The sequence below is a fragment of the Bacillus pumilus genome (genome assembly GCF_003431975.1).
GTDB classification, from domain to species: domain Bacteria; phylum Bacillota; class Bacilli; order Bacillales; family Bacillaceae; genus Bacillus; species Bacillus pumilus_N.
The window spans coordinates 3,231,266-3,257,349 of record NZ_CP027116.1 but is presented as its reverse complement, the minus strand read 5'-3'; the positions used below and the strand labels follow the sequence as shown (position 1 = coordinate 3,257,349).

28 protein-coding genes are annotated in these 26,084 nt (G+C 42.6%); 21 read left to right on the top strand and 7 right to left on the bottom strand.

Annotation, left to right across the window (positions count from 1 at the left end; translation table 11 throughout):
- Positions 1-44 precede the first annotated feature (44 nt).
- Complete coding sequence (locus tag C5695_RS16920; RefSeq protein WP_117731785.1) at positions 45-1,370, top strand: MATE family efflux transporter; 1,326 nt, start codon at positions 45-47, stop codon at positions 1,368-1,370.
- A 20-nt stretch (positions 1,371-1,390) separates the two neighbouring features.
- Here the strand turns inward: C5695_RS16920 and yvfG are convergent, their stop codons facing one another.
- Entirely contained in the window at positions 1,391-1,606 is a 216-nt protein-coding gene (gene yvfG / locus C5695_RS16915) for a protein YvfG (protein WP_024423509.1), read from the bottom strand.
- Positions 1,607-1,676: 70 nt separating this feature from the next.
- Here yvfG and rpoN point away from each other — a divergent pair, with 70 nt between their 5' ends.
- On the top strand, positions 1,677-2,975 hold the full coding sequence (gene rpoN / locus C5695_RS16910; protein WP_117731783.1) for an RNA polymerase factor sigma-54: 1,299 nt from the start codon (positions 1,677-1,679) through the stop codon (positions 2,973-2,975).
- Positions 2,976-3,148: 173 nt separating this feature from the next.
- On the top strand, positions 3,149-3,886 hold the full coding sequence (locus C5695_RS16905; protein WP_117731780.1) for a FadR/GntR family transcriptional regulator: 738 nt from the start codon (positions 3,149-3,151) through the stop codon (positions 3,884-3,886).
- A 27-nt stretch (positions 3,887-3,913) separates the two neighbouring features.
- Here the strand turns inward: C5695_RS16905 and C5695_RS16900 are convergent, their stop codons facing one another.
- Positions 3,914-5,356: a sigma-54 interaction domain-containing protein gene (locus C5695_RS16900; protein WP_117731778.1), complete on the bottom strand. Its 1,443-nt coding sequence runs from the start codon at positions 5,354-5,356 to the stop codon at positions 3,914-3,916.
- Positions 5,357-5,564: 208 nt separating this feature from the next.
- On the opposite strand from C5695_RS16900, the gene C5695_RS16895 reads away from it, so the two are divergent.
- The 13 genes from C5695_RS16895 (at position 5,565) to C5695_RS16835 (ending at position 19,060) form a co-directional block, all read left to right on the top strand.
- Positions 5,565-6,758, top strand: coding sequence for an ornithine--oxo-acid transaminase (locus tag C5695_RS16895; protein ID WP_117731776.1), 1,194 nt, complete (start codon positions 5,565-5,567; stop codon positions 6,756-6,758).
- A 139-nt stretch (positions 6,759-6,897) separates the two neighbouring features.
- A complete protein-coding gene (locus C5695_RS16890) occupies positions 6,898-8,283 on the top strand; it encodes an amino acid permease (RefSeq protein ID WP_233230875.1) in 1,386 nt (461 codons plus the stop codon).
- A gap of 295 nt (positions 8,284-8,578) precedes the next feature.
- Complete coding sequence (locus C5695_RS16885; protein ID WP_117731772.1) at positions 8,579-9,616, top strand: sugar-binding transcriptional regulator; 1,038 nt, start codon at positions 8,579-8,581, stop codon at positions 9,614-9,616.
- A gap of 31 nt (positions 9,617-9,647) precedes the next feature.
- On the top strand, positions 9,648-10,655 hold the full coding sequence (gene gap, locus C5695_RS16880) for a type I glyceraldehyde-3-phosphate dehydrogenase (protein ID WP_012011304.1): 1,008 nt from the start codon (positions 9,648-9,650) through the stop codon (positions 10,653-10,655).
- A 213-nt stretch (positions 10,656-10,868) separates the two neighbouring features.
- Positions 10,869-12,053: a phosphoglycerate kinase gene (locus C5695_RS16875; RefSeq protein WP_117731770.1), complete on the top strand. Its 1,185-nt coding sequence runs from the start codon at positions 10,869-10,871 to the stop codon at positions 12,051-12,053.
- A gap of 30 nt (positions 12,054-12,083) precedes the next feature.
- Positions 12,084-12,845 (top strand): triose-phosphate isomerase, encoded by a 762-nt coding sequence (tpiA, locus tag C5695_RS16870; RefSeq protein ID WP_117731768.1) that lies wholly within the window; start codon positions 12,084-12,086, stop codon positions 12,843-12,845.
- Positions 12,838-14,373: a 2,3-bisphosphoglycerate-independent phosphoglycerate mutase gene (gene gpmI, locus C5695_RS16865; protein ID WP_117731766.1), complete on the top strand. Its 1,536-nt coding sequence runs from the start codon at positions 12,838-12,840 to the stop codon at positions 14,371-14,373. Before tpiA ends, gpmI begins: the two co-directional genes overlap by 8 nt.
- Before the next feature lie 30 nt (positions 14,374-14,403).
- Positions 14,404-15,696 carry a phosphopyruvate hydratase gene (gene eno, locus C5695_RS16860; protein ID WP_117731764.1) on the top strand — a complete coding sequence of 431 codons (1,293 nt, stop codon included), beginning with the start codon at positions 14,404-14,406 and terminating at the stop codon, positions 15,694-15,696.
- A 256-nt stretch (positions 15,697-15,952) separates the two neighbouring features.
- On the top strand, positions 15,953-16,222 hold the full coding sequence (locus C5695_RS16855; RefSeq protein WP_117731762.1) for a hypothetical protein: 270 nt from the start codon (positions 15,953-15,955) through the stop codon (positions 16,220-16,222).
- 58 nt (positions 16,223-16,280) lie between these two features.
- Entirely contained in the window at positions 16,281-17,048 is a 768-nt protein-coding gene (locus C5695_RS16850; protein ID WP_117731760.1) for an ATP-binding cassette domain-containing protein, read from the top strand.
- On the top strand, positions 17,020-18,417 hold the full coding sequence (locus C5695_RS16845) for a hypothetical protein (protein ID WP_117731758.1): 1,398 nt from the start codon (positions 17,020-17,022) through the stop codon (positions 18,415-18,417). Before C5695_RS16850 ends, C5695_RS16845 begins: the two co-directional genes overlap by 29 nt.
- Positions 18,414-18,782 carry a hypothetical protein gene (locus tag C5695_RS16840; RefSeq protein WP_117731756.1) on the top strand — a complete coding sequence of 123 codons (369 nt, stop codon included), beginning with the start codon at positions 18,414-18,416 and terminating at the stop codon, positions 18,780-18,782. Before C5695_RS16845 ends, C5695_RS16840 begins: the two co-directional genes overlap by 4 nt.
- A complete protein-coding gene (locus C5695_RS16835) occupies positions 18,779-19,060 on the top strand; it encodes a hypothetical protein (protein ID WP_117731754.1) in 282 nt (93 codons plus the stop codon). Before C5695_RS16840 ends, C5695_RS16835 begins: the two co-directional genes overlap by 4 nt.
- 21 nt (positions 19,061-19,081) lie before the next feature.
- Here C5695_RS16835 and C5695_RS16830 read toward each other — a convergent pair whose 3' ends face one another.
- Complete coding sequence (locus C5695_RS16830; protein ID WP_117731752.1) at positions 19,082-19,546, bottom strand: GNAT family N-acetyltransferase; 465 nt, start codon at positions 19,544-19,546, stop codon at positions 19,082-19,084.
- Positions 19,547-19,561: 15 nt separating this feature from the next.
- Positions 19,562-20,026: a hypothetical protein gene (locus tag C5695_RS16825; protein ID WP_117731750.1), complete on the bottom strand. Its 465-nt coding sequence runs from the start codon at positions 20,024-20,026 to the stop codon at positions 19,562-19,564.
- Positions 20,027-20,143: 117 nt separating this feature from the next.
- Between C5695_RS16825 and C5695_RS16820 the strand changes: the two genes are divergently transcribed.
- Positions 20,144-20,776 (top strand): MarC family protein, encoded by a 633-nt coding sequence (locus C5695_RS16820; RefSeq protein WP_117731748.1) that lies wholly within the window; start codon positions 20,144-20,146, stop codon positions 20,774-20,776.
- A gap of 55 nt (positions 20,777-20,831) precedes the next feature.
- Here C5695_RS16820 and C5695_RS16815 read toward each other — a convergent pair whose 3' ends face one another.
- Positions 20,832-21,368 (bottom strand): GbsR/MarR family transcriptional regulator, encoded by a 537-nt coding sequence (locus C5695_RS16815; protein WP_117733173.1) that lies wholly within the window; start codon positions 21,366-21,368, stop codon positions 20,832-20,834.
- A 269-nt stretch (positions 21,369-21,637) separates the two neighbouring features.
- Here C5695_RS16815 and C5695_RS16810 point away from each other — a divergent pair, with 269 nt between their 5' ends.
- Genes C5695_RS16810 through C5695_RS16795 form a run of 4 tightly spaced genes read left to right on the top strand, consistent with a single transcriptional unit; the run spans position 21,638 to position 25,095 of the window.
- Positions 21,638-22,786, top strand: a complete 1,149-nt coding sequence (locus C5695_RS16810) for a betaine/proline/choline family ABC transporter ATP-binding protein (RefSeq protein ID WP_117731746.1) — start codon at positions 21,638-21,640, stop codon at positions 22,784-22,786.
- 13 nt (positions 22,787-22,799) lie between these two features.
- Positions 22,800-23,453 carry an ABC transporter permease gene (locus tag C5695_RS16805; protein WP_117731744.1) on the top strand — a complete coding sequence of 218 codons (654 nt, stop codon included), beginning with the start codon at positions 22,800-22,802 and terminating at the stop codon, positions 23,451-23,453.
- A gap of 13 nt (positions 23,454-23,466) precedes the next feature.
- Positions 23,467-24,384 carry an osmoprotectant ABC transporter substrate-binding protein gene (locus C5695_RS16800; RefSeq protein WP_117731742.1) on the top strand — a complete coding sequence of 306 codons (918 nt, stop codon included), beginning with the start codon at positions 23,467-23,469 and terminating at the stop codon, positions 24,382-24,384.
- Positions 24,385-24,405: 21 nt separating this feature from the next.
- On the top strand, positions 24,406-25,095 hold the full coding sequence (locus C5695_RS16795) for an ABC transporter permease (RefSeq protein ID WP_060698327.1): 690 nt from the start codon (positions 24,406-24,408) through the stop codon (positions 25,093-25,095).
- A gap of 81 nt (positions 25,096-25,176) precedes the next feature.
- Here the strand turns inward: C5695_RS16795 and C5695_RS16790 are convergent, their stop codons facing one another.
- Complete coding sequence (locus C5695_RS16790; RefSeq protein ID WP_117731740.1) at positions 25,177-25,497, bottom strand: catDE operon transcriptional regulator CatR; 321 nt, start codon at positions 25,495-25,497, stop codon at positions 25,177-25,179.
- A gap of 82 nt (positions 25,498-25,579) precedes the next feature.
- Complete coding sequence (locus tag C5695_RS16785; protein ID WP_117731738.1) at positions 25,580-25,981, bottom strand: helix-turn-helix domain-containing protein; 402 nt, start codon at positions 25,979-25,981, stop codon at positions 25,580-25,582.
- Between the last annotated feature and the right edge of the window lie 103 nt (positions 25,982-26,084).

Below are 26,084 nucleotides of genomic sequence, written 5' to 3'. Positions count from 1 at the left end.
CCTCTTTTAGAAGAGGCTATTTTTCATGAAAGGCGGTGGCATCGATGAACCATCGAGCGTATTTAGCTTTGGCCATTCCGTTAACTATCTCAACGATGACCACTCCATTACTTGGAGCTGTTGATACAGCAGTTGTCGGTCAGCTCGCCAATCCCGCTTATATTGGAGGCGTCGCGGTTGGCAGTCTCATTTTTAGTACATTATACTGGCTCTTTGGTTTTCTGCGGGTGAGTACATCTGCTTTTGCTGCTCAGGCAAATGGGGCGCAAAGTGAGGAGCAGGGTGTGCTTGCTTTTCTAAGACCCTTTTTAATCGCTATTATTGTCGGCCTTTGTTTTATTGCCCTGCAATGGCCAATTATTCAATCTGCTTTTCTCGTGATTTCTCCGGCTGCTGATGTTCAGCAATTTGCAGCAGAGTATTTTCATATCCGTATTTGGGGTGCGCCGTTTACTTTAATGAATTATGTCATATTGGGCTGGCTGATGGGGATGGCAAAAATGAAAGAAGCCCTCTCTTTACAAATCTTGATCAATGTCATGAATATGGCTCTTGCCTTTCTGCTTGTTCATGTGTTTTCGTTTGCAGTCAAAGGGGTGGCGGCTGCGACATTGATATCTGAATTAACTGCCTTTGTGCTGGGCGTATGGATCATCATGAAGCACTCGCCAAACGGATTCCAGATGCCTTCTGTTAAAAAGATGATGGATACTCAGGCAGTGCAGAAAATGTTTCATGTGAATAAAGATTTATTTATTCGGACGATCTGTCTGCTCGTGGTCATTAACATGTTTACAGCAAAAGGCGCTTCTTTTGGAACTGAGCTGCTGGCAGCCAATGCCATCTTATTTCAAATTCACTACATCATGGCTTATTTGTTCGATGGTTTTGCCAATGCATCAAGCATTCTTGTAGGCAGATCAGTTGGTGCAAATGACCGATCCCTTTATGAAAGAACCTTAACCCTTTCGAGGCAGTGGGCACTTGTCATGGCATGTGGCATTGCGTCGGTGTATTTCTTCTTAAAAGAGCCGATCTTGGGTTTGTTTACAAATCTTCCCCGCCTGCTTGATGTGACATTGGACTATGCAGACTGGCTCGTTCTTTATCCGTTTGCAGCTTGTTTCGGTTTGGTCATATACGGCGTATTTACAGGTGCGACAGAAATTGCCCCTGTCAGAAATTCGATGCTGCTCGCGATGATCTTGTTTATCGTTGTTCAAGCAGTGGTCACACCTATTTGGCACAATCATGGACTATGGTTTGCCTTTATCATTTATACTACCGGACGGTCTGGCTTTTTGATGATGTACAAATCAAGGCTGGATCAGAAGCTTTTCGCAAATGACAAACACCCTTTGCCATCATGACAAAGGGTGCTTTTTTTCGTTCATTCACTTTCTTTTTTCACTTTTTGATACGCTTCATCAAGGTGCTGAATTCGTTTCAAAACAACAGCGTTTTTGGTCAGCTGGTCTTGTACAAGCGTGGACACCACTGAACGGTAATAGGCATTCATGGCATGAACCTTGTCTTCATTTTGATTCATGGCGATGTGCTGTTTCAAGTTGTCGACAAAGTATGGAACGGAAAAAAGTTCAGACATGGGAATCACTCCTATTTCGTATATACGGTCCGTCAATCTTCATGTAAAATGATGAGAGGGAGGGGAGACAATGAGCCTTAATCTGCAACAAGAACAAGTATTAAAGCAGGTGCTCACACAAGAACTCAGGCAGGCCATTACACTGCTACAGCTGAATAGCGCTGAGCTTGGCGAGTATCTTGACCAGTTAGCGCTTGAGAACCCTCTGATTGAGCGGAAAGACACGGACAGCTATCAACCAGTTTATCATAAAAAATCACAAGATCGAATGACCGAGCCGTATCGAACGCATCAAAAAGAAAGCCTGCAAATGTATTTAAAGAAACAAGCCATTGATTTGAATTTAAGTGAAAAGAATGAAAGGATTTTTCACTTTATGATCGAGTCCATTGATTCTAATGGCTATTTAAATGAACCGGTTGATGAGATGGCAGCTGTCTTAGAGGTGCCGGCTGAAGAAGTAGAAGCCGTTCTTCATCAGCTTCAATCGCTAGAGCCTGCCGGTATTGGCGCAAGATCTTTGCAAGAATGCATCCTGCTTCAGCTGAGAAGAAAAAAGGAGCGCTGGTATGAAGCCGAGCTGATTATCGATGAGCATTTCTTTCTTTTTGCAAGAAAGGCTTGGAAGGAAATCACAGCGAAAACGGGCGTTTCCATGAGAACACTCCAAGCGGTTCAGGATGAGGTGTCGCAGTTTGAACCCAGACCAGGCATACATTTTTCATATGAAGAGGACCATGTGTATATAGAGCCAGATGTGACGATTACCGTCGTGCAGGACCACATCACATTTGAGCTGAATCAGCGCGCTTTTCCAGACGTTGAAATGAATGAAGGATACTTCGCAATGATTCAGGACCAAAAGCGGCATGAAGCATATGTGTATCTGAAGGAAAAAGAGCATCAGTACAATTGGCTCGTCCAAGCATTAAAACAAAGAAAACAAACGATGACCCATGTCGTTCGTGAGATTATCTCCCATCAGACAGACTTTTTCCTAACGGGGAAACATAAAATGAAACCGCTTACGATGAAACAGATTGCAGATATATTGCAAGTGCATGAGTCCACAGTCAGCCGAACGGTGAAAGGGAAAATGGTGCAAACCCCCTATGGTCTTATGGAAATGAAACAATTTTTCCAAGCAAAGCTAGAAGGGCCTTCGCTGGAAGAGGCGTCCAGCTACACAGTGAAAACGCACATCGCCGAGCTGATCCAAACGGAAAATAAGAAAAAACCGTATTCAGATCAGCAAATCATGACGCTCCTTCAGCAAACCTTTGGCATCTGTGTGTCGCGTAGAACCATTGCGAAATATCGTGAACAAATGAATCTTGCATCGTCTACACTGAGGAAGCGCTATGATTAAAAAAGAAGTACTTGCCAGAAACATGGTACGTGCTTCTTTTTTTGTTGAAAATAAGGCACACAGAAGATTGTTGAAAATCAAATCAGGGAGACGTGTGAACTGAAATTTTGGGGTAAAGTATAAGATAGGGCATGGGCTTATAAGGATAGACAACAGTGATGAGGTGAGACCAATTGAAATATAAACAAATCAAAACCAAAAAAATATATGAGGAAATTGCGGACGCAATCATCGAATCCATTCGGACAGGTGAGCTTCTTCCAGGGGAAAAATTAGATTCGGTTCAAGCGCTTTCAGAAAGCTTTCAAGTCAGCCGTTCCGCTGTAAGAGAGGCGCTGTCTGCTCTGAAAGCGATCGGATTAATAGAGATGAAGCAAGGGGAAGGCACGTATGTGAAGCAGTTCGATCCTGAACAGCTCGCATTTTCTTTATCTCCGGCATTTTTAATGAAGCAGCATGATGTCACTCAGCTCCTTGAAGTGAGAGCCATCATTGAAACAGGTGCTGTCAAAAAGGCGGCACTGCTTCGAACGGACGATGACCTTCATCAACTGCGTAATGCTCTCGAACAAATGAAACTGGCAGAAGCACATGAAGAGATTGGTGAAGAGGCAGATCTCACCTTCCATCTTGCCTTAGCCAAAGCCTCCAAGAATGATGTATTAAAGGTGTTAATGAATCAAGTTTCAACCTTGCTAGTAGAAACGATGCGTGAAACGAGAAAAGTCGTATTATTCTCAACGAAGGCATCCATTCGGCAGCTCTACGAAGAACATGAACAAATTTACAAAGCCGTTATTGCAAGGCAGCCCGAAGAAGCGGAGAAAGCAATGCTCACGCATTTGAAAAATGTAGAAAGACTACTAGGAGATGTGCTGCAAAAACCAGCAGAACAGTCAGATACACAATAAGCTGTGCCGAATGAAGGCACAGCTCTATTATTGACGAGAAATATGTAGCTTTTTCATTCGATATTGCAGACTTTGCCTGCTCATGCCCAATAACTTTGCAGTCTGTGAAATATTATCGTCCATTTTTTCTAAGTGATGGACGATGTATTGTTTTTCAAATTGTTCCATTTGGGTTTGGAAATCAGTCGTATGTTCTGGGCTAGTATAGACAAAAGTTTCAGTTGATGCGGTTTGCTGCAAGGGAGTCGTTTGCAATTGCGCCTTAGGACGGCCATTCCCGTGCTTAAATCTAAAATGATAGGGAAGGTGATGCATGCTTAGGTAGTCCTCATCCATCATCATATTCATCCCCGCCTCAATCACATGCTCCAGTTCTCTCACATTGCCTGGCCAATGATACGTTTGGAAAAGGGAAAGTACCTCTTCGTCAGCTGCCTTCACCTTCATTTGAAACAGCTCATTATATTTTTGAATAAAATGACTCACAAACGTCGGAATGTCTTCTTTTCGCTCAGAGAGCGGCGGAATAAATAAGGTGACAATACCGAGTCGATAAAATAAATCTTTGCGCATGCGGCCACCTGCGATCGCATCCACAGGGTCCTCATTCATATTGGCAATGACTCTCACATCCACAGCGATTTCTTTTGTACTGCCTAACCGTCTTACGCGTTTCTCTTGTAAAACACGCAGCAGTTTCGCTTGAAGACCAGGATTCAAGGAGTTGATTTCATCTAAAAGCAATGTTCCTCCCTGTGCCTGTTCGAATAAGCCTGGCTGATCAGTTGCCCCCGTAAAAGCCCCTTTTTGGGTACCAAAGAGCAGACTTTCAATCAGGTTATCAGGCAATGCCGCACAATTTTGTGTAATAAATGGTTCAGAGGACCGGCTGCTGCCGTTATGAATGCTTTGAGCAAACAGCTCTTTACCGGTCCCAGTTTCGCCAACAATCAATACATAAGAAGAGGTGCGTGTCGCCCGTTTTGCATGCTCAATCACTTCTAAAAATGCAGGGCTTTGACCGATAATTGAATCAAAGGTAAAGCGTGTGCTTCCTTTTTTCTTCATATTGTGATGAATTAGCCGTTCCAGCTTCGTGACATCATTTGAAATTTCAACCGCCCCATGAATGAGACCGTCTCGAACGAGCGGGTATGTATGGTTAATCGTTGTGATTTCTTTTCCGTTGTAAGTATGATACGTCTGCTTAGCATGAACAGTTTGTTTCCCGTTTCGCAGTGCTTGCACAAGTGTGCTGTGCATCTCATCTTGAAAGGCGAAGAAGTCGAGTACATTTTTATGGAGAACATCAGAGCGTTTCAAAGACTCAATTTCCATCATTTTTTTATTATAAACAACAGTATGGCCATTCTCGTCAATGGCATGAACGCCGACATCAATTAAATCGAGCATTTGCTTATAGAGATCAATGTCATTTTCGAGCTTTGCTGTATACGGATCTTTTTTCACTTGCGCCACCTCCTGACGTTCCCTCTATTTTACATGAAAAATTTTGCGGTTTCCTCTTAAAAGTTTGGCATGCGCAAAGAAATTTTGCACAAAAAATAAAGCAGATCTTTGTGATCAAGCGTTCAGAAAGTTGGCACGATACTTGCATAACTTAGAATGAAGATGAACCCAATTGAAAGTGGCTACTCTTTTAAAGGAGGAATAGACGTTGACACAGACAAATGAATTAATTCAACAAACAGAACAATATGGAGCGGCAAACTATCATCCGCTGCCAATTGTGATTTCAGAGGCTGAGGGAGTGTGGGTGACAGACCCTGAAGGCAATCGATATATGGATATGCTAAGTGCGTATTCCGCAGTCAATCAAGGACATCGCCATCCGCGCATTATTGAAGCGCTCAAAAAACAGGCAGACCGTGTAACACTCACATCGAGAGCCTTTCATAATGATCAGCTTGGCCCTTGGTATGAGAAAATTTGCAAACTAACGAATAAAGACATGGCACTTCCGATGAATACTGGTGCTGAGGCTGTAGAAACAGCGGTAAAAGCAGCAAGGCGCTGGGGCTATGAAGTCAAGGGAATTGAAGAGAATCGTGCAGAAATCATTGCTTGTGTTGGCAATTTCCACGGCAGAACGATGACGGCTGTCTCTCTTTCCTCAGAAGCAGAGTACCAAAGAGGTTTCGGTCCGATGCTTCCCGGAATCAAACTGATTCCTTACGGAGATATTGATGCGTTACGTGAAGCCATCACGCCGCAAACAGCGGCTTTCCTCATTGAGCCGATTCAAGGAGAAGCGGGAATTGTTATGCCGCCAGAAGGCTTCTTGAAAGAAGCGAAGATGCTTTGTGAGAAAGAACATGTCCTCTTCATTGCGGATGAAATTCAAGTGGGATTAGCGCGAACTGGTAAGATGTTTGCGTGTGACTGGGAAGACATCGAGCCAGATATGCTGATCCTTGGGAAAGCTTTAGGCGGCGGCGTCTTTCCAATCTCGTGTGTCGTAGCAAACCGCGATATATTAGGCGTGTTCAACCCTGGATCTCACGGATCTACCTTCGGCGGGAATCCACTTGCGTGTGCGGTGTCGCTTGCTGCATTGGATGTCTTAATTGATGAAAAGCTTGCAGCACGCTCCATGGAGCTGGGCGAATACTTCAAAGATAAATTGTCACACATTCAAAGCCCTGTCATAAAGGAAGTGCGCGGCCGTGGATTATTTATAGGCATGGAGCTGACAGAGGCAGCTAGACCTTATTGTGAGAAGCTGAAGCAAGCAGGATTGTTATGTAAGGAAACCCATGAGACAGTCATCCGTTTTGCACCGCCGCTTACCATTTCAAAAGAAGATTTAGATTGGGCGATTGGGCATATTGAGGCGCTGTTTCAAGCATAAATGAAAAAGGGGGAGAAACCTTCACTTTCTCCCTTTCTCTTTCAACAAACAGCGAATGTTGTCAAAGGATGATGAATAGAAGAGTGAAAGTGGGGAAGTGAATTTGAAGCAAGAACAGCATAATGAACTAGAGCGTTCCATGAAAAGCAGACATCTCTTTATGATTGCCTTAGGTGGCGTAATCGGCACAGGTCTTTTCCTTGGATCAGGACTGATCATTCATCAAGCAGGACCCGGGGGAGCCATTCTATCGTTTATCATTGGCGGACTGCTCATGTATTTGGTCATGCTTTGTCTTGGAGAATTAGCAGTGGCAATGCCGACAGCTGGTTCCTTTCAGGAGTATGCAACGAAATATATCGGTCCGTCTACAGGCTTTATGATCGGCTGGCTGTATTGGTTTAGCTGGGCGTGTACGATTGGACTGGAGTTTACATCGGCAGGCATATTGCTCCAAAGGTGGTTCCCAGACATTCCAGTTTGGCTCTGGTGTCTTGCATTTAGCGTGATTTTATTTGCCGTGAATGCCATTTCAGCTCGTAGCTTCGCTGAAACAGAGTTCTGGTTTTCAGCCATCAAGGTCGCTGCTATCCTATTATTTATTATCATCGGAATTGGCGCAATTTTCGGAATGATTCATTTGAAAGACGGAGAACCAGCTCCTTTATTTCATCATTTGACGGATCATGGCGGACTATTTCCTAACGGTGTTTTTGCTATATTATTAACCATGGTCACGGTCAATTTCTCCTTTCAAGGAACAGAACTTGTAGGGATCGCAGCGGGTGAGAGTGAAAGCCCTGAAAAAACATTGCCTCGCTCCATACGAAATATTATTTGGAGAACGATGGTCTTTTTCGTTTTATCGATTGCAGTTCTAGCCGCACTTCTTCCCTGGCAGACAGCAGGCGCTGTCGACAGTCCGTTTGTGGTCGTGCTGGACAAGGTCGGCATCCCATATGCTGCAGATATCATGAATTTTATTATCATCACGGCTGTATTATCTGTAGCAAACTCTGGATTGTATGCATCATCACGTATGCTCTGGTCGCTTTCAAAGGACGGGAAAGGACCTGACTTTACGAAAAAGCTGTCCAAGCGTAAAATCCCAATCAATGCATTATTGGTGACAATGGGTGTATCCGCTCTATCCCTGCTCACAAGTGTCGTAGCACCAAAAACAGTATATGTGTGGCTCATTTCGATTTCTGGTATGGTCCTTGTTGTTGTGTGGATGTCCATTTGTTTATCTCAGTATTTCTTTAGAAAACAATTCATCAAAGCAGGTGGAGATGTAAAGGATCTTGTTTTCCGTACACCGCTCTATCCATTTGTGCCATTGGCAGGCTTCATCGCATTTGGCATCGTCCTCATCAGCTTATTCTTTATTGAGGATCAGCGGATTGGGCTTTATTGCGGAGTTCCATTCATGGCGGCCTGTTACATCATTTATTTTCTCAAAATCAAACCGAAGGAAGATGCAAAGCGTTTTTCAGAAGAAGAAGGAACCATCCAAAAAACATAAAAAAATGTGCATGCGAGCTCATACGCATGCACATTTTTAATGATGAATTCATTGAATATAGAAGAAAATAAATATTTTGAAAAGAAATATTATAGCGAGAACCTAGATGACAAGCAGGTTATCGATGAAAATGTGTCTATTTTTTGTCTAAATGTGTTTGTAAGAGTTGAAAATGCAAGATGTTCCTGTTAAAATAATTAAAGAAAGCAGGGATTGATTTTTTTGGCTGTGGCGGGACGTTTTTTGTCACAGTGGGACGTTTTGAGTCCAACGTGAAAAGAAAGGGTCGTTCGCCATGAATCGTTTATTGGAAGCTCAAAAAAAATTATTGCCAGATCTTCTCATCGTTATGCAAAAACGCTACGACATTTTGCAATACATCAGGTTAGCTGAACCTATCGGCCGCAGAAGTCTTGCGACGAGTTTAGGTCTCAGTGAGCGCATCCTAAGAGCAGAAGTTCAGTTTTTAAAAGAACAAAATCTGCTGGATGTCAAAACGAGCGGCATGATGCTGACAAGTGAAGGTCACGCTTTGCTTGAAATACTTGAAGGAATGATGAAGGACGTTTTAGGTTTAACCTTTTTGGAAAATACATTAAAGAGGAAGTTAGGCCTAGAAGAAGTCATCATTGTTTCTGGTGACAGTGACGAATCCCCGTGGGTGAAGCAAGAAATGGGAAGAGCTGCTGTCCAGTGTATGAAAAAAAGATTTACTGGAAATAATATCGTCGCCGTCACAGGCGGAACGACGATGGAAGCTGTTGCCGAAATGATGACCCCTGATGCCAAAAACAGAGGCATGTTGTTTGTCCCTGCGAGAGGCGGTCTTGGGGAGAATGTAAAAAATCAGGCAAACACCATTTGTGCCCACATGGCTGAAAAAGCTTCCGGTACTTACAAACTGCTGTTTGTTCCAGGGCAGCTGTCAGAAGGTGCTTACTCTTCTATTATTGAAGAGCCATCAGTCAAAGAAGTGCTTCAAACGATTAAATCATCCACGATGCTCATTCATGGGATCGGTGAAGCAAAAACAATGGCGATGAGACGAAATACACCAGCTGAAGATTTAAAAAAGATTGATGAGCATGACGCAGTGACAGAGGCCTTTGGCTATTACTTTAATCGTGATGGTGAGGTCGTGCACAAAGTTCACTCCGTCGGCATGCAGCTAGATGATTTAGAAAGCATTCCACACATTATTGCTGTTGCAGGTGGATCATCAAAGGCAGGGGCGATTGAAGCTTATTTCAAAAAACCCCGGCGAACGGTTCTCGTCACAGACGAAGGAGCCGCAAAAGAGTTATTAAGGGAGTCAATTGATCCCTCAATATAAAACATTGTGACCTATAAAAGGAGGAAACATCATGGCAGTAAAAGTCGGTATTAACGGATTTGGACGTATTGGACGTAACGTATTTCGTGCAGCATTAAACAATCCTGAAGTTGAGGTAGTAGCGGTTAACGATTTAACAGACGCTAACATGCTTGCACACCTTTTACAATATGACTCTGTTCACGGAAAACTAGATGCAGAGGTTTCTGTAGACGGTACAAACTTAGTAGTGAACGGTAAAACAATCGAAGTATCAGCTGAACGTGACCCTGCGAAATTAAGCTGGGGTAAACAAGGCGTAGAAATCGTTGTTGAATCTACTGGATTCTTCACAAAACGTGCAGACGCTGCAAAACACTTAGAAGCTGGCGCTAAAAAAGTCATCATTTCTGCTCCTGCTAACGAAGAAGATATCACAATCGTTATGGGTGTAAACGAAGACAAATACGATGCAGCTAGCCACGATGTCATCTCTAATGCATCTTGTACAACAAACTGCTTAGCTCCATTTGCAAAAGTACTTAACGATAAATTTGGCATTAAACGCGGTATGATGACAACTGTTCACTCATACACAAATGACCAGCAAATTCTTGATCTTCCGCACAAAGACTACCGTCGTGCTCGTGCAGCTGCGGAAAACATCATCCCAACTTCTACAGGTGCTGCGAAAGCTGTTTCACTTGTATTGCCTGAACTTAAAGGTAAATTAAACGGTGGCGCTATGCGTGTTCCAACACCTAACGTTTCTTTAGTTGACCTTGTAGCTGAATTAAACCAAGATGTTACAGCTGAAGATGTAAATGCAGCACTTAAAGAAGCGGCTGAAGGAGAACTTAATGGAATCCTTGGCTACAGCGAAGAGCCATTAGTGTCTGGTGACTACAATGGTAATGCAAACTCTTCAACAATCGATGCTCTTTCTACAATGGTGATGGAAGGCAGCATGGTGAAAGTCATTTCTTGGTACGATAACGAGAGTGGATATTCTCACCGCGTTGTTGACCTTGCAGCTTACATTGCAAAACAAGGTCTTTAATTTCTCACACTGAAGGAACTCACTTGGTTCTTTCCTATAGACACGATATAATGAAGACGGACAAGGGAAGGGGAAGCATCCCTTTCCCTTTTTCTCTGTATTTATCCGTTCTGCACGATTTCTCGTTTTGATGAGGGCAAAATGGGAAAAGGATAAAGAGAGACTTGTCCACTGCGTAAGGAAACCAGAATAAAGGAGGATCTCCTGACAAGCATGAATAAAAAATCAGTAAAAGACATTGACGTAAAAGGTAAAGTTGTGTTCTGCCGCGTAGATTTTAACGTTCCAATGAAGGACGGAGAAGTGACGGATGATACTCGTATTCGCGCAGCATTACCAACGATTGAGTATTTAACAGGACAAGGCGCAAAGGTACTATTAGCTAGTCATTTGGGTCGTCCGAAGGGTCAAGTTACTGAAGAACTGCGTCTGACACCTGTAGCAAAACGTCTGCAAGAGCTTCTTGGACAAGAAGTGAAAAAAGCGGATGAAGCGTACGGCGACAACGTGAAAAAGCAAATCTCTGACTTAAAAGATGGAGATGTGCTAGTGCTTGAAAACGTTCGTTTCTATCCTGGTGAAGAAAAGAACGATCCTGAATTATCAAAAGCATTTGCTGATTTAGCCGATGTGTATGTCAATGATGCATTCGGTGCTGCACACCGTGCACATGCATCCACAGCTGGTATTGCAGCTTATCTTCCGGCTGTTTCAGGCTTCCTCATGCAAAAAGAGCTTGAGGTTCTAGGAAAAGCCATTTCAAACCCTGATCGCCCATTTACAGCGATTATCGGTGGCGCAAAAGTAAAGGATAAAATCGGAGTGATTGAAAGTCTTCTTGATAAAGTGGACAACCTCATTATCGGCGGCGGACTTGCTTACACATTTGTGAAAGCACTTGGCCACGAAGTAGGAAAATCTCTATTAGAAGAAGACAAAGTAGATCTAGCGAAATCCTTTATGGACCGTGCAAAAGAAAAAGGCGTGAACTTCCTGATTCCAACAGATGTTCTGGTAGCCGACGACTTTTCAAATGATGCAAATACAAGCATTGTGCCAATCTCTGAAATCCCAAGTGATTTAGAAGCACTTGATATTGGAACAGAGACAAGAGAGACGTATGCTGATGTCATTAAAAACAGCAAACTTGTTGTCTGGAACGGACCGATGGGTGTATTTGAAATCGATGCATTCGCTAAAGGAACAAAAGCAATCGCAGAAGCACTGGCAGAAGCGAAAGATACATATTCTGTCATTGGCGGTGGAGATTCAGCAGCAGCTGTTGAGAAATTTGGTCTTGCCGATCAGATGAGCCATATTTCTACAGGCGGCGGTGCTTCACTTGAATTTATGGAAGGCAAAGAACTTCCAGGTGTTACTGCATTAAACGATAAATAAGACCAAAACTGCTATAAGGAAGTGTCAATCATGAGAAAACCAATTATAGCTGGGAACTGGAAAATGAACAAAACACTTGGCGAAGCGGTCAGCTTCGTTGAAGAAGTGAAGTCATCTATTCCATCTCCTGACAAAGTGGAATCAATTGTCTGTGCGCCAGCACTTTTCCTTGAAAAGCTGAATAGCCTTTCTAACGGAACAGACCTTAAAATTGGTGCACAAACCATGCACTTTGAAGAAAATGGTGCATTCACTGGTGAAATCAGCCCTGCTGCGCTTAAAGATCTTGGCATCGGCTACTCAGTGATCGGTCATTCAGAGCGCCGCGAATTCTTCGCTGAAACAGATGAAACAGTCAACAAAAAAGCACATGCGGCATTCAAGCATGGCATCGTTCCAATTATTTGTGTAGGTGAAACGCTAGAAGAGCGTGAAGCTGGCAAAACAAATGAACTTGTCGCTGATCAAGTGAAGAAAGCACTAGCTGGTTTAACGAAGCAGCAAGTTGCTGAATCTGTCATTGCATATGAGCCTATCTGGGCCATCGGTACAGGGAAATCTTCTACAGCGAAAGATGCAAACGATGTTTGTGCGCACATCCGCCAAACGGTTGCAAGCGAATTTGGTCAAGAATCGGCAGACAGCCTTCGCATTCAATATGGCGGAAGCGTGAAGCCGGCGAATATTAAAGAATATATGGCAGAATCCGATATTGACGGTGCTTTGGTCGGCGGCGCAAGCTTAGAACCTCAGTCTTTCGTTCAATTATTGGAGGAAGGTCAATATGAGTAAGAAACCAGCTGCATTAATCATCTTAGATGGATTCGGTTTAAGGGGCGAAACAGTCGGTAACGCTGTTGCCCAAGCAAAGAAACCGAACTTCGACCGCTACTGGAATGAATTCCCGCATCAAACCTTAACAGCTTCAGGTGAGGCAGTAGGCCTCCCGCAAGGTCAAATGGGGAACTCTGAAGTTGGGCATTTGAATATCGGTGCAGGACGCATCGTGTACCAAAGCCTAACAAGAGTGAATGTTGCCATTCGTGATGGGGAATTTGAGAAAAACGAAACGTTCCTAGAGGCAATGACTTACGCAAAAGAGAATGATAAGGCCCTTCATTTATTCGGTCTCTTGTCAGATGGCGGTGTGCACAGTCACATCCAGCATCTTTTTGCCTTGCTGAAACTAGCGAAAAAAGAAGGCTTAACAAAAGTATACATTCATGGCTTCTTAGACGGACGTGATGTTGGTCAGAAGACAGCCAAAGTGTACTTAAAACAGCTTGAAGAACAAATCAAAGAAATCGGTGTCGGAGAAGTGGCAACACTTTCTGGACGTTACTACTCAATGGACCGTGACAAACGCTGGGATCGTGTAGAGAAAGCATATCGCGCGATGGCGTATGGTGAAGGCCCAAGTTATCAAAACATTTATGATGTCGTTGATGACTCCTATGAAAATGGAATCTACGATGAATTCGTTATTCCATCTGTCATTACGAGAGAAAATGGTGAACCAGTTGCAAAAGTAAACGACGGCGACTCTGTGATTTTCTATAACTTCCGTCCAGACCGTGCGATTCAAATTTCAAACACATTCACAAATGAAGATTTCCGCTCGTTTGACCGCGGGGAAGCACATCCGAAGGATTTACACTTCGTCTGCTTCACACACTTCAGTGAAACGGTTGATGGCTATGTCGCCTTCAAGCCAGTGAATTTGGATAACACAGTAGGAGAAGTGCTTTCTCAAAATGGATTGAAGCAGCTGCGGATTGCTGAAACAGAGAAATATCCTCACGTGACGTTCTTTATGAGCGGTGGACGTGAAGAAGAATTTCCTGGAGAAGACCGCATCTTGATCAATTCACCAGATGTGGCAACCTATGACCTCAAACCGGAAATGAGCGCTTACGAGGTAAAGGATGCACTTGTTGAAGACATCAACGCTGACAAGCATGATGCGATCATTCTGAACTTTGCTAACCCGGATATGGTTGGTCATTCAGGTATGCTCGAGCCAACAATCAAAGCCATTGAAGCAGTAGATGAGTGCTTAGGAGCTGTAGTCGACGCAATCCTAGCAAAAGGCGGACATGCCATCATCACGGCAGACCACGGTAACGCAGATGTGCTCATTACCGAAGAAGGAAAGCCGCATACTGCACATACGACAAATCCTGTTCCGGTGATCGTGACGAAAAAAGGTGCAACACTTAGAGAAGGCGGCATTCTAGCCGATCTATCTCCAACGCTTTTAGACTTACTTGGTCTTGAAAAACCAAAAGAGATGACAGGAACATCATTGATTCAAAAATAACAAATTGACTCAAAAGGAGAGAAAATTAAAATGCCATACATTGTTGACGTATATGCACGCGAAGTATTAGACTCTCGCGGTAACCCAACAGTTGAAGTAGAAATTTATACAGAATCTGGCGGCTTCGGCCGTGCGCTAGTACCAAGTGGTGCTTCTACTGGTGAATATGAAGCAGTAGAACTACGTGACGGAGACAAAGACCGTTACCTTGGAAAAGGTGTTCTGACAGCTGTAAACAACGTAAACGAAATCATTGCACCAGAGCTTTTAGGCTTTGATGTAACTGAACAAGTAGCGATTGACAAAATGTTAGTGGAACTTGACGGAACAGAAAACAAAGGGAAATTAGGTGCAAACGCAATCCTTGGCGTATCTATCGCTGTAGCACGTGCCGCTGCTGATTTCTTACAAATTCCACTTTATCAATACCTTGGTGGATTCAACTCCAAAACGCTTCCAGTGCCAATGATGAACATCGTCAACGGCGGAGAGCATGCGGATAACAACGTAGACATTCAAGAATTCATGATTATGCCTGTAGGTGCGCCGAACTTCCGTGAAGCACTTCGCATGGGCGCACAAATCTTCCATAGCCTGAAATCTGTATTAAGTGCAAAAGGCTTAAACACAGCTGTAGGTGACGAAGGTGGATTCGCTCCAAACCTTGGTTCTAATGAAGAAGCACTTCAAACAATCGTAGAAGCGATTGAAAAAGCTGGCTTCAAACCAGGTGAAGAAGTGAAACTTGCAATGGATGCTGCATCTTCTGAGTTCTACAACAAAGAAGACGGTAAATATCATTTATCAGGCGAAGGTGTTGTGAAAACATCTGCTGAAATGGTTGACTGGTATGAAGATATGGTATCGAAATACCCAATCATCTCGATCGAAGACGGTCTTGATGAAAACGACTGGGAAGGTCACAAACTATTAACTGAGCGCCTTGGTAGCAAGGTTCAGCTAGTAGGAGACGACTTATTCGTTACAAATACGAAGAAGCTTTCTGAAGGAATCAAAAACGGCGTTGGTAACTCAATCCTAATCAAAGTGAACCAAATCGGTACATTAACTGAAACATTTGATGCAATCGAAATGGCAAAACGCGCTGGATACACAGCTGTTATCTCTCACCGTTCTGGTGAAACTGAAGACAGCACAATTGCAGACATCGCTGTAGCAACAAACGCTGGACAAATCAAAACAGGTGCTCCGTCTCGTACGGACCGTGTGGCGAAATACAACCAATTACTTCGCATCGAAGATCAATTGGCTGAAACAGCACAATATCATGGCATTGAAACGTTCTATAACTTGAATAAATAATGTCAGCACCGCGCTGCGTCCCGCTCTTTCATAAGAGTGGGCGCAGCGTTTTTTTTGTGTGAACAAGATCGATCAGCTGTTTCATTCGTCTCATCCTATTTTTGTAAAAACTCGTCCTTCAGTCAGAGGATAAGCCAACAGTACCCCACTTTATAAGCAATAGATCATGAAAAACCGACTAAAAATATGATCTAAAATGAACTTATGCTTTCTGTCAAGGGGTGGTATCATTTTACATATATTAGGGGGTGATGAGATGCTGAATCCTTTTAGCCTTCGTTTTCCAGTAGGTGTATATATGTATGTCCTTCACCTATTGGCGGCTTATGATGAAAGGAAGCAACGAATTCTAACTTCTAAGAACGTACAGAAAAATGCATTTTGGATTTATGTCCTTGCCGCTATTTTAGGTATTGTGACAGTGGCAGCGTTGATTTGGGCATGCAGGACCTTTGGAAATGGCTCTAAATTTTTAGGTGAGTTCAAATTCTTAGGGATGTACGTGAAAATCCAATGCGGCTTCTAACTTGGATGAGAACAGATGCGAGGTCATCTGTTCCATCTGAAACAAACGGAGGGATACGATGCTGACATTACAATTACAAGAAAAAACGTACAGCCGCACCTTCTCTCTCCGCCATATTCAAATGAACGTGGAGAAAGGCCAGACGATGCTTCTTTTAGGGCATAATGGGGCAGGAAAGACAACGATGATCCAAGCCATGTTTGGGCTGACACCATTTACCGGATACGTTTCCTTACATGGTGAACAGCTGAACCTTCAATCTTCAGCTCATATTTCTCTTTTGAAAAAACATGTTTCCTATATTCCTGACGACCATGCGTTGTTCGATTATTTAACACCGAGGGAATACTTTCAATTACTTCAGCTGCCAAATGAGCAAGATGTCACAAGGGAAGAGACATTTACCGATTTGTTTGAACTGAGTCCGTATATGGATCAGCCAATCGCTCAGCTGTCCCACGGTAATCAAAAGAAAACCCAAATCATTTCGCAGCTTCTCAGACCATGTGATTATTATGTGTTCGACGAGCCAACAAACGGACTTGATCCAGATATGATGATCATCTTAAAAAAGGTGCTCATGAAGCTGAGAGATCAAGGTGCAGGCATTCTTATATCCACTCATCATTTGAGCTTTGGTGATACGTTGTATGATCACCTCATGATCTTAAGAAATGGTGACGTCAAGCTGGATATGTCACGCCAAGAGACGACCCAGACATATCCTCATCAGGCACTTGAAGAGATTTATAAAGAAGTGAATCGAGATTACTATATGCAGGTGGAGAGGTTACTCAATGATTTGGACACGACACGTTCTTCATAAAATAGAATGGGGCATGCTGACGACGAAAGGAAAACAGCTTGGAAAAAAGTATCCTTTGCAGCTTCTCGCCGCCGCCGTTTTTTTCTTGCTGATGTATGCGATGTACGTTGTCATCAGCCTGCGCTTTTTCATACAGGCAGGGGAAAGGGAACCAGCTGCGTTATACCTCCAGTTTATTAAATTGTCGCTCTTACTAGTAGGTGCAGGCATCGTGTTATCCCGCAATAAGTTGAAGCGCCAAGAATATCAATTCTACTTTTTAAATAGTGCGATTCAAAGTGTACCATTTATCCTTTGCGTGTATTTCTTTCCGTTGCTTTTTTGCTTCCTCATGGCTGGACTGCTTTATTTGCCGATTGTATTAGGCCTTTTCATAACCGGCGTGACACCGTCTCTGTATTGGATCATCGTAGTATGCATGACATGCTTTATATTGGCGCTGTATACGCTAGCTTCATGGATGCTGATACGGATTGGTGTGAGCCATTTCATATCAAAAACAAAAGAGCATTTGCTGCTGCAAACGGTCGGCTTTGCGGCACTTCACGTATTGGTCTTTCTCCTTTTTCAAAAAGCAGTTGAGATGATTCGCATTTGGCCGGCTGTTTATGTGATGCTACTCGTGATCATGCTAAGCGCTGGATGGCTATGGGTGAAAGGTTTAGCGGCTTGCTATGTCCATCAAATGTTTTTGCAGCTAACAACAGAGGTGAAGTCGTTTTCTTACCAGAAAATCAGAACGGGCTCTTCTTTTCTGACGCATCTTCGGCAGGAATGGGTCTATTTCACCCGATCATCTGTTTTTAAAGAGCAGGGTATTTTATTTCTCTTTCTCATTTGTTTGACGGTGGGGCTCCCATTTGTTTTTACACCGGCAGAAACTGGCTGGCTGTATGCCTTTATTGTGCAGTTTGCGTTAAAGGAAATATTGATCATGCTTCCGCTGATGATTGGCAGGGAATATCATATCAATCAAAGGGCCATCTTTATGTTAAATACATCAAAGGGCGCTTATTTAATGTCGAGAATGTTGTTTTATTACACCATTAATTTGCTTACATATTTTGTGTATATTGGAATTGTCTATTTGGTCATCGGTATTGAAAGCGAAGGGCATGTCTTAGCCAGTTTGTCCATATTAATGATTACCGCTATGGCGGCCTGTACGGGGTTTGTCGTGAAGATCAGTGATTTTAATAAACTGTTTGTGATCGTGTTGATGATTGCTGTATTCAGCTTCATCGATATGCTTTTATTAGAGTGGCTGTCATCTGATGTGTACCTTCTCGCCACCGCCTACCTGCTTGGTTCACTTGCCTTTTTCAGTTGTATATATGCTGCGATGTTAAAAAGGCCTATATTGCGATGATAGGGCTTGTCTTTAGTTTACTAGCGGTTGTGCTGATGCATGAACTCGGTCATATACTGATGGTTATGGCGTGCAACAAAATCGAAAAAAGACCCCTTTTTGATTTTGTGATAATGATTGATTGGAAGCATGTGGCGGTCGTTCATGAGACATTTGCCAGGCCGAGCTTTAATCTGTTGGTGGCACTTGCCGGTCCGTTGTTTCCGGTGTTTTGCTCGATTGTGCTTTTTTTCATGTGGAAGCATCAGGTGAGTCATCAGCTGCTATTTTTTTCTTTACTGAACACTGTGATGCTGCATCCGGCTTGTCCAGACGGAAAAAATATCACAGCCAGTTTAAAAGAGATGAAGGAGAGAAAGAGATGATCAAAGTATTTCATTCGTTTTCTAGCGGCTTAACACTTGCGATGCTGTATATATTTGCTGTGTTTATGACCCCTGTCTTTTTATTGCTGCTAGAGGTAAATCATATTGAATCAAGTCCAACTCTGTTTGGCATGCCATTTTATATCATGAAAATTGAAGAGTATCAATTCAGCTCAGAAGCGACGCTTTTTGGATGCGTTGTCTGCTTTTTAGCTGGTGCGGTGTTTTACTTTTTGATTCAATATGTAATTCAAGCTGTGAAAAAGCGAAAATTATAAAAAAAGCAGGCTGAGCAAAAGTCAGTCTGCTTGAAAAGTGAGGGACAGCCGTACCATATCCCTACATTGAATCCCATTTTCAAAAATCGGTTCATCATAGTGCCTAAGGAAGAAATCGTGATCAATGGCCGCCATGCGAAAACCGCATTTTTGATATAGGGCGAGCTGCTGAATACTCGAATTGCCTGTGCCGATTTCAACCGTATGAAAACCTGCGGCTCTCGCTTCAGCGATCGCATGGCGGACCAGCTGCTTCCCCATTCCTTTTCCTTGCCATGACTCCTTCACGGCGACATTCATAATTTCGACTGTATGCTGAGACAAAGATGTCAGAACATAGACACCAATCACTTCCTGTTCATGAAAAGCCGCATAACAAGAGCCGGATTGTACATAAGCGAGAACCTTTTCCTTTGAAGGATCAGCTAATAGTAAAAGATCCATCGGGAGAGCTTGATCATGAGACAATGGCCGTATTTGTATCACTTTTTTTCATCCTTTCTACTCTTTAATATAGCCTTGTTTCACGCCCCAATCATATTGGTCCTGTACCCACTGTGAGGGAGGGTGATGAGTGACATTCGGTTCTTTTTTGACAGTTGTTTTCCTTGTAGTCTGAGCGGTCTGCTTATTCGCTTGAGCAGTGGCTTTTGCAGCTGCCAGCTCTTTTTGAAGCTGATCGACTTTTCCCTCAAGAGCTTTACGCTGTTTGACTTCTTTTTCATAGGCTTTCTTTTCTTTTTTGAGCTTTTTTGTGACAGTGGATATTTGCTTTTTTTGTTCATCATTTTTATGCTGCAAATCCGTTTGATCTGATTTTAACTGCGTGAGCTGCTGATCTTTCGTTTTATTTTCTTGTTGATGTTTTTCCTCTGCTTTTTTGGTCGTCTGCTGCTGCCAAACAATCCAGCCAGTTGCGCATAACACCGCTACAGACAGAAGAATGATCGTTATTGTTTTCTTCATGAGTGAACCCCTTTCTTTAAACCTCTATTATCATCGGTTAAAGATATACATGTTTTAACATCATAAGGGAATATTCACATCAGAATGGCAGACACTATGAAAAAAGGAGGGTGTCTGTTGATTTCCTTTATGATTCATGTTGTGGTCTCATTGTTTGCTGTATCAAACCCCATTGGAAACGTGCCGCTTTTCATCACCTTAACAGAAGGCTATACAGAGAAAGAGCGCGCCCAGACAGCTAAGAAAGCCATTGTAGTCTCTTTCATTATTTTGATTGCCTTTTTATTGGCAGGCAGGCTCATCTTCAAATTGTTTGGAATCGATATTCATGCACTCCGCATCGCCGGGGGTATTTTTATTTTTGGCATCGCTTACAATTTACTGAATGCAAAAGAGTCACACGTCCAAAACCCTCATTCTGAGGAGAAGGCAGAAAGCAAAGCGAAGGCAGATATCTCCGTAACACCGCTGGCAATCCCAATCATTGCTGGTCCCGGAACAATCGCTACAGTGATGAGTTTAACCCCGGGGAGTCAAGGGATGCTTCATATGTTTATGATTCTAATCGGCATTGTCATCGTTCTTGCTATGACCTATTATGCCTTTCATTATTCAAGTTTCATTATGCGGAAAATGGGGAAAACAGAGATGAACGTCGTGACGCGTTTGATGGGATTAATTTTGGCTGTAGTGGCAGTTGAGATGATCGGTGCAGGGATAAAAGGGATGTTTCCCATGTTGTTATCATAAGTGTATATAAAAAAGCTGTTTTTTTCTACAATGATGTAAAATAAAACAGCTTTTTTTAAGGTTTCGGCACATGCTTAAATACTTCTTCACTTTCGAAGAATTCAATTAATCGGCTAATCCAATCATAGTAATCAAGGCTTTCCTTTATTTCTGTAAGAAGCAGATTGATTTTATCCTCGGTCTCTTCTGGTAAGTCATCTTGTTCAAGCAGCTCCAGCAATTCCTTGCACGTTTTCTTATGTGCCTTGCGGTTTTTGCTGACAACTCGTGACCAATTGGCTGCAAACAATGAAATGAACGTTTGGTATTGATCTTGCTCAACGTCATAAAGATCTTTACGTATTCCTTTTTCATAAACCTTTTCTGCAATATTCAAATCAAGCATTTCTCGAACGACTTGACTCATCCGCGTTTTGCTCATGCCGGTCGCCTCTGAAAGCTCTCCCAGCGTCATTGGTTTACGGTTCATGTGAATGATACCAAGCACTCTACCGACTGTAGAAGAAAGACCAAAGGCATTCATGTTCTCCGCAGCTTTTTCAATATAATGATCCTGTGCTTTTTGGATGGCGCCTAACGCTAACTTGTCCACTCCCAGCTTCATCCCTTCACGACTGACAATTTGTAACACAATATATCATATACCTGTTTGTTGATGAAAACAATAAATATTGAGTAATTGCTAGCAATTCGGAGGAAAAAGGAGAGATCTCTATATATTACATCGTTAATTGAAAATTTTAAATAAATGTTATGCAATACAAACACATCATAAACTTTTTATTTTATAAAGTTTGCCCTATAATAAATAAGGTATAAATTTTCTGAAAATATAGATCCAACTAATTGGAGGTGTCTCATTTGCTGAAACTAGAGAATGTATCTAAGACGTATAAAGGCGGAAAAAAAGCTGTCAAAAATATTGATTTAGACATAGCAAAAGGAGAATTTATTTGTTTTATTGGACCGAGTGGCTGTGGTAAGACAACAACGATGAAGATGATCAACCGACTCATCGAGCCTTCCTCAGGAAAGATTTTCATCGAGGGAGAAAATATTATGAAAAAAGATCCAGTCCAATTAAGAAGAGAAATCGGTTATGTGATTCAGCAGATTGGACTGTTCCCCCATATGACCATCGCGCAAAACATTTCACTTGTGCCGAAACTCTTAAAATGGCCGGAAGAAAAACGAAAAGAACGAGCACGTGAACTGCTGAAGCTCGTCGACATGGGTCCGGAATATTTAGAGCGCTATCCTCATGAACTCAGTGGAGGACAGCAGCAGCGCATCGGAGTGCTTCGTGCACTAGCAGCAGAACCCCCTCTGATCCTCATGGATGAACCATTTGGTGCACTTGATCCAATTACTCGAGATTCATTGCAAGAAGAATTTAAGAAGTTGCAAAAAACATTAAATAAAACCATCGTATTTGTCACGCATGACATGGATGAAGCCATTAAACTCGCTGACCGAATTGTGATTTTAAAAGATGGAGAGATTGTCCAAGTAGGCACACCAGATGAGATTCTGCGTCACCCTGCCAACGAGTTCGTAGAAGAATTCATCGGAAAAGAACGCCTGCTTCAATCAAATCCGAATATGGAACGTGTAGAACAAATGATGAACACATCACCAGTCACCATTACAGTCGAAAAAACATTAACAGACGCCATCTACATCATGAGAGAAAAACGGGTCGACTCCTTGCTTGTCGTCGATGAACATCATGTACTAAAAGGCTATATCGATATTGAAACAATCGATGCGAACCGCAGAAAAGCAGCCTTTGTTGGCGATATTTTAAATACAGAGTTCTATACCGTACAAGAAGGCGCACTTCTAAGAGACACTGTTCGAAAAATTTTAATCCGCGGTATTAAATATGTACCGGTTGTAGATGCCAAAGGGCATTTAAAAGGCATTGTGACACGTGCAAGTCTTGTAGATGTTGTGTACGACTCCATCTGGGGAGACGATACGCCGGCGGCTGTCACTGAAATGAATTAAGGGAGGTGGACACATGGATCAAATCATCGATTTTCTAGAGAAAAATGGTGGAGAACTTCTGACAAAAATGTGGGAGCATTTATATATTTCCTTAATTGCTGTCGTGCTAGGAATTATCGTTGCCGTTCCTTTAGGCGTCGTTCTTACACGAATGAAGCGAGGCGCAGGTTTTGTCATCGGTGTTGTGAATATCTTTCAAACACTCCCTAGTTTAGCGATTCTTGCATTTTTTATTCCTATTTTGGGGGTTGGGAAAATACCTGCAATCGTTGCTCTCTTTTTCTATTCAGTTTTGCCTATTTTGAGAAATACGTATGCCGGCGTTCAAGGTGTGAACAAAAACTTACTTGAATCCGGTAAAGGGATCGGCATGACAACATGGGAACAAATTCGTCTTGTTGAGCTCCCGCTGGCTGTACCGATCATTATGGCGGGCGTCCGAACGTCAACGATTTATTTAATCGGCTGGACAACACTTGCTGCTTTTATCGGTGGAGGCGGTCTTGGTGACTACATTTTAATTGGACTTCAGTTATATCAGCCGGAATACATTATTGCAGGTGCCATCCCAGTCACTATTTTAGCGGTCATCATTGACCTTACATTGATGAAGCTGGAGAAAAAAGTAACACCAGAAGGCTTAAAAGGATTGAAGGAAGTTTCATAAGGAGTTGGCTTATGTGAAGAATCGAAAAACAAAATGGATCAGTGCACTGCTTGCTCTATGCTTGCTATTGATAAGCGGCTGTTCACTTCCTGGACTAGCCGGCTCCTCAGGGGGCACGCTGCGAATTGGAGCACAAAACTTTACCGAATCAGAAATCATGGCCTATATGGTTAGTGAAATGATCGAACATTACACAGATAAAAAGACAACCATTGTGAAAAACCTAGGCTCCAATACCGTACAGCAGAAAGCAATGGAAAATGGAGATATCGACATTTCTGCGACAAGATATACAGGGACAGATTTGACAAGTACGCTTGGATTGGATGCCGAAAAAGACCCCGAGCGTGCGATGGAGATCGTCCAAAAAGAGTTTAAGACACGCTATGATTACAAATGGTTTGATTCCTATGGATTTGATAATACGTATGCCTTTGCTGTGACACAAAAGATGGCGAAGGAAAACAAATTAGAGACGGTCTCTGACTTGAAAAAGAATGCGAAGAATTACCGTTTCGGAGTTGATAATATTTGGCTTAAAAAGAAAGGCGACGGTTATGAAGGGTTCGTAAAAACATACGGAATTGAATTTGGAAGCACGTATCCAATGCAGATTGGTTTAGTCTATGATGCATTAAAAAATGAAAAAATGGATATTGTGCTTGCTTATTCAACAGATGGACGAATCAAAGCCTATGACCTCAAAATCTTAAAGGATGATAAGCGATTCTTCCCTCCATATGATGCATCACCAGTTGTCCCGGAGAAAGTCCTAAAAGAGAATCCAGGGCTAGACAAGGTGCTCAATAGGTTGATTGGAAAAATCAATACAGAGCAAATGCAAGAGCTTAACTATCAAGTCGACGGGGAGCTTCAAGAGCCAGCCACCGTTGCGAAGAATTTCCTGAAAAAGCACAATTACTTTGAGTAAGATGGGGAGGTGTCACGGCTGATGGACACACTGCAGCAATTATGGACGTATTATCAGCAGAACGGTTCATATGTGTTAGAAGAATTTTATCGGCATTTTCTCATGTCAGCGTATGGGGTGCTGTTTGCGGCAATTGTCGGAATTCCAGTAGGCATTTTTGTGGCGCATTACCGCAAGTTGAGCAATTGGGTCTTCGCCATTACCAATGTCATTCAAACCATACCGGCGTTAGCGATGCTATCCGTGCTGATGCTTGTATTAGGACTTGGCGCAAATACAGTTATTCTATCACTTTTTCTGTATTCACTTCTGCCAATCATCCGTAACACGTACACAGGGATTGTCAGCATTGAACATGCCTATTTAGAATCAGGTAAAGCAATGGGCATGACGAAATGGCAAGTGCTCAGAATGGTTGAATTACCGCTTGCTTTATCGGTCATTATGGCTGGTTTAAGAACCGCACTGGTCATCGCCATCGGTATAACAGCGATTGGGACATTTGTTGGAGCGGGAGGTCTTGGTGATATCATCATCAGAGGATCAAACGCCACAAACGGAACTGCCATCATTTTAGCAGGTGCGATTCCAACAGCACTCATGGCGATTATTGCCGATCTTGTAATGGGCTGGCTTGAACGCTATTTAAGCCCGACAAACAAGAAAAAAGAAAGAAAAGCATTAGCTGAAAAAAACATGACATCTGCTTAAATGGTTGAAAAGACAAAACCTCCCTTACAATCTGTCAGGGAGGTTGTTTTATGATGATCAGGCAGTTCACATGCGGGGATCCTATGATTCAAGCGTGATCCATTCAGAGGACCACTTCGAAATTTCCTCAAAAACAGGTGCAAGTGAACGCCCCATATCTGTTAAAGAATACTCAATGCGCACCGGTGTTTCAGCAAAAACCTCCCGTTTTACAATGCCTGCTGCTTCCAGTTCTTTTAATCTCTCAGATAATACTCTTCCGCTCAAATTAGTCAGAGCGGCCTCAATTTCACTAAAGCGCTGCTGACCTGAGAGAAGTTGAAAAACAATCAGTGCAACCCAGCGTTTACTCAATAATTCAACTGCCTTTTCAAACCGTGGGCACATATCAGATTGATCCATCTTTCCTCACTCCAATCTGAACCCATTATACCGTAAATCTGTCATAAATCAGCGTAAAAAGCTTGTCAATGCTGAAAACATTCTATGATGGCGAACGGCTGTTTAATATAAATAACAGATAGCGGTTAAGATCTTCTATTTCTTTTTGTGACAGGGTCGACCATATGTCTCCATTAAATATGTCGAGATCAGAAAGTTCATATTGCTCTGCAGCTTCCTTTATTTTGGATAAAGCCAAATCTTCTTCCTTCAACTGATGGACAGAAGAGGCTTCCTCAATATAGCCTGCAGCCTGCATCATTTCCTCATAAGGCACTTTTAATGCTCCGGCCAGTTTCTTAATCGTAGGAGGTTTCGGAACGCCTCGTTTCCCATTTTCAATACGAGAAATGCCAGCAGCGCTGACCTCTGAATACATCGCCAATTGATTCACTGACAGTTTCTTTTCCTCACGTAACGCTCTTAAATATGCACCAAAGTTCATCAACGCAAAACCTCACATGGTAATAGATTAGATATGTCTATTTTACACGATTTGTTGACTATTGGCAACAAGAACACTATGAAAATATTGACATTAGTTAATA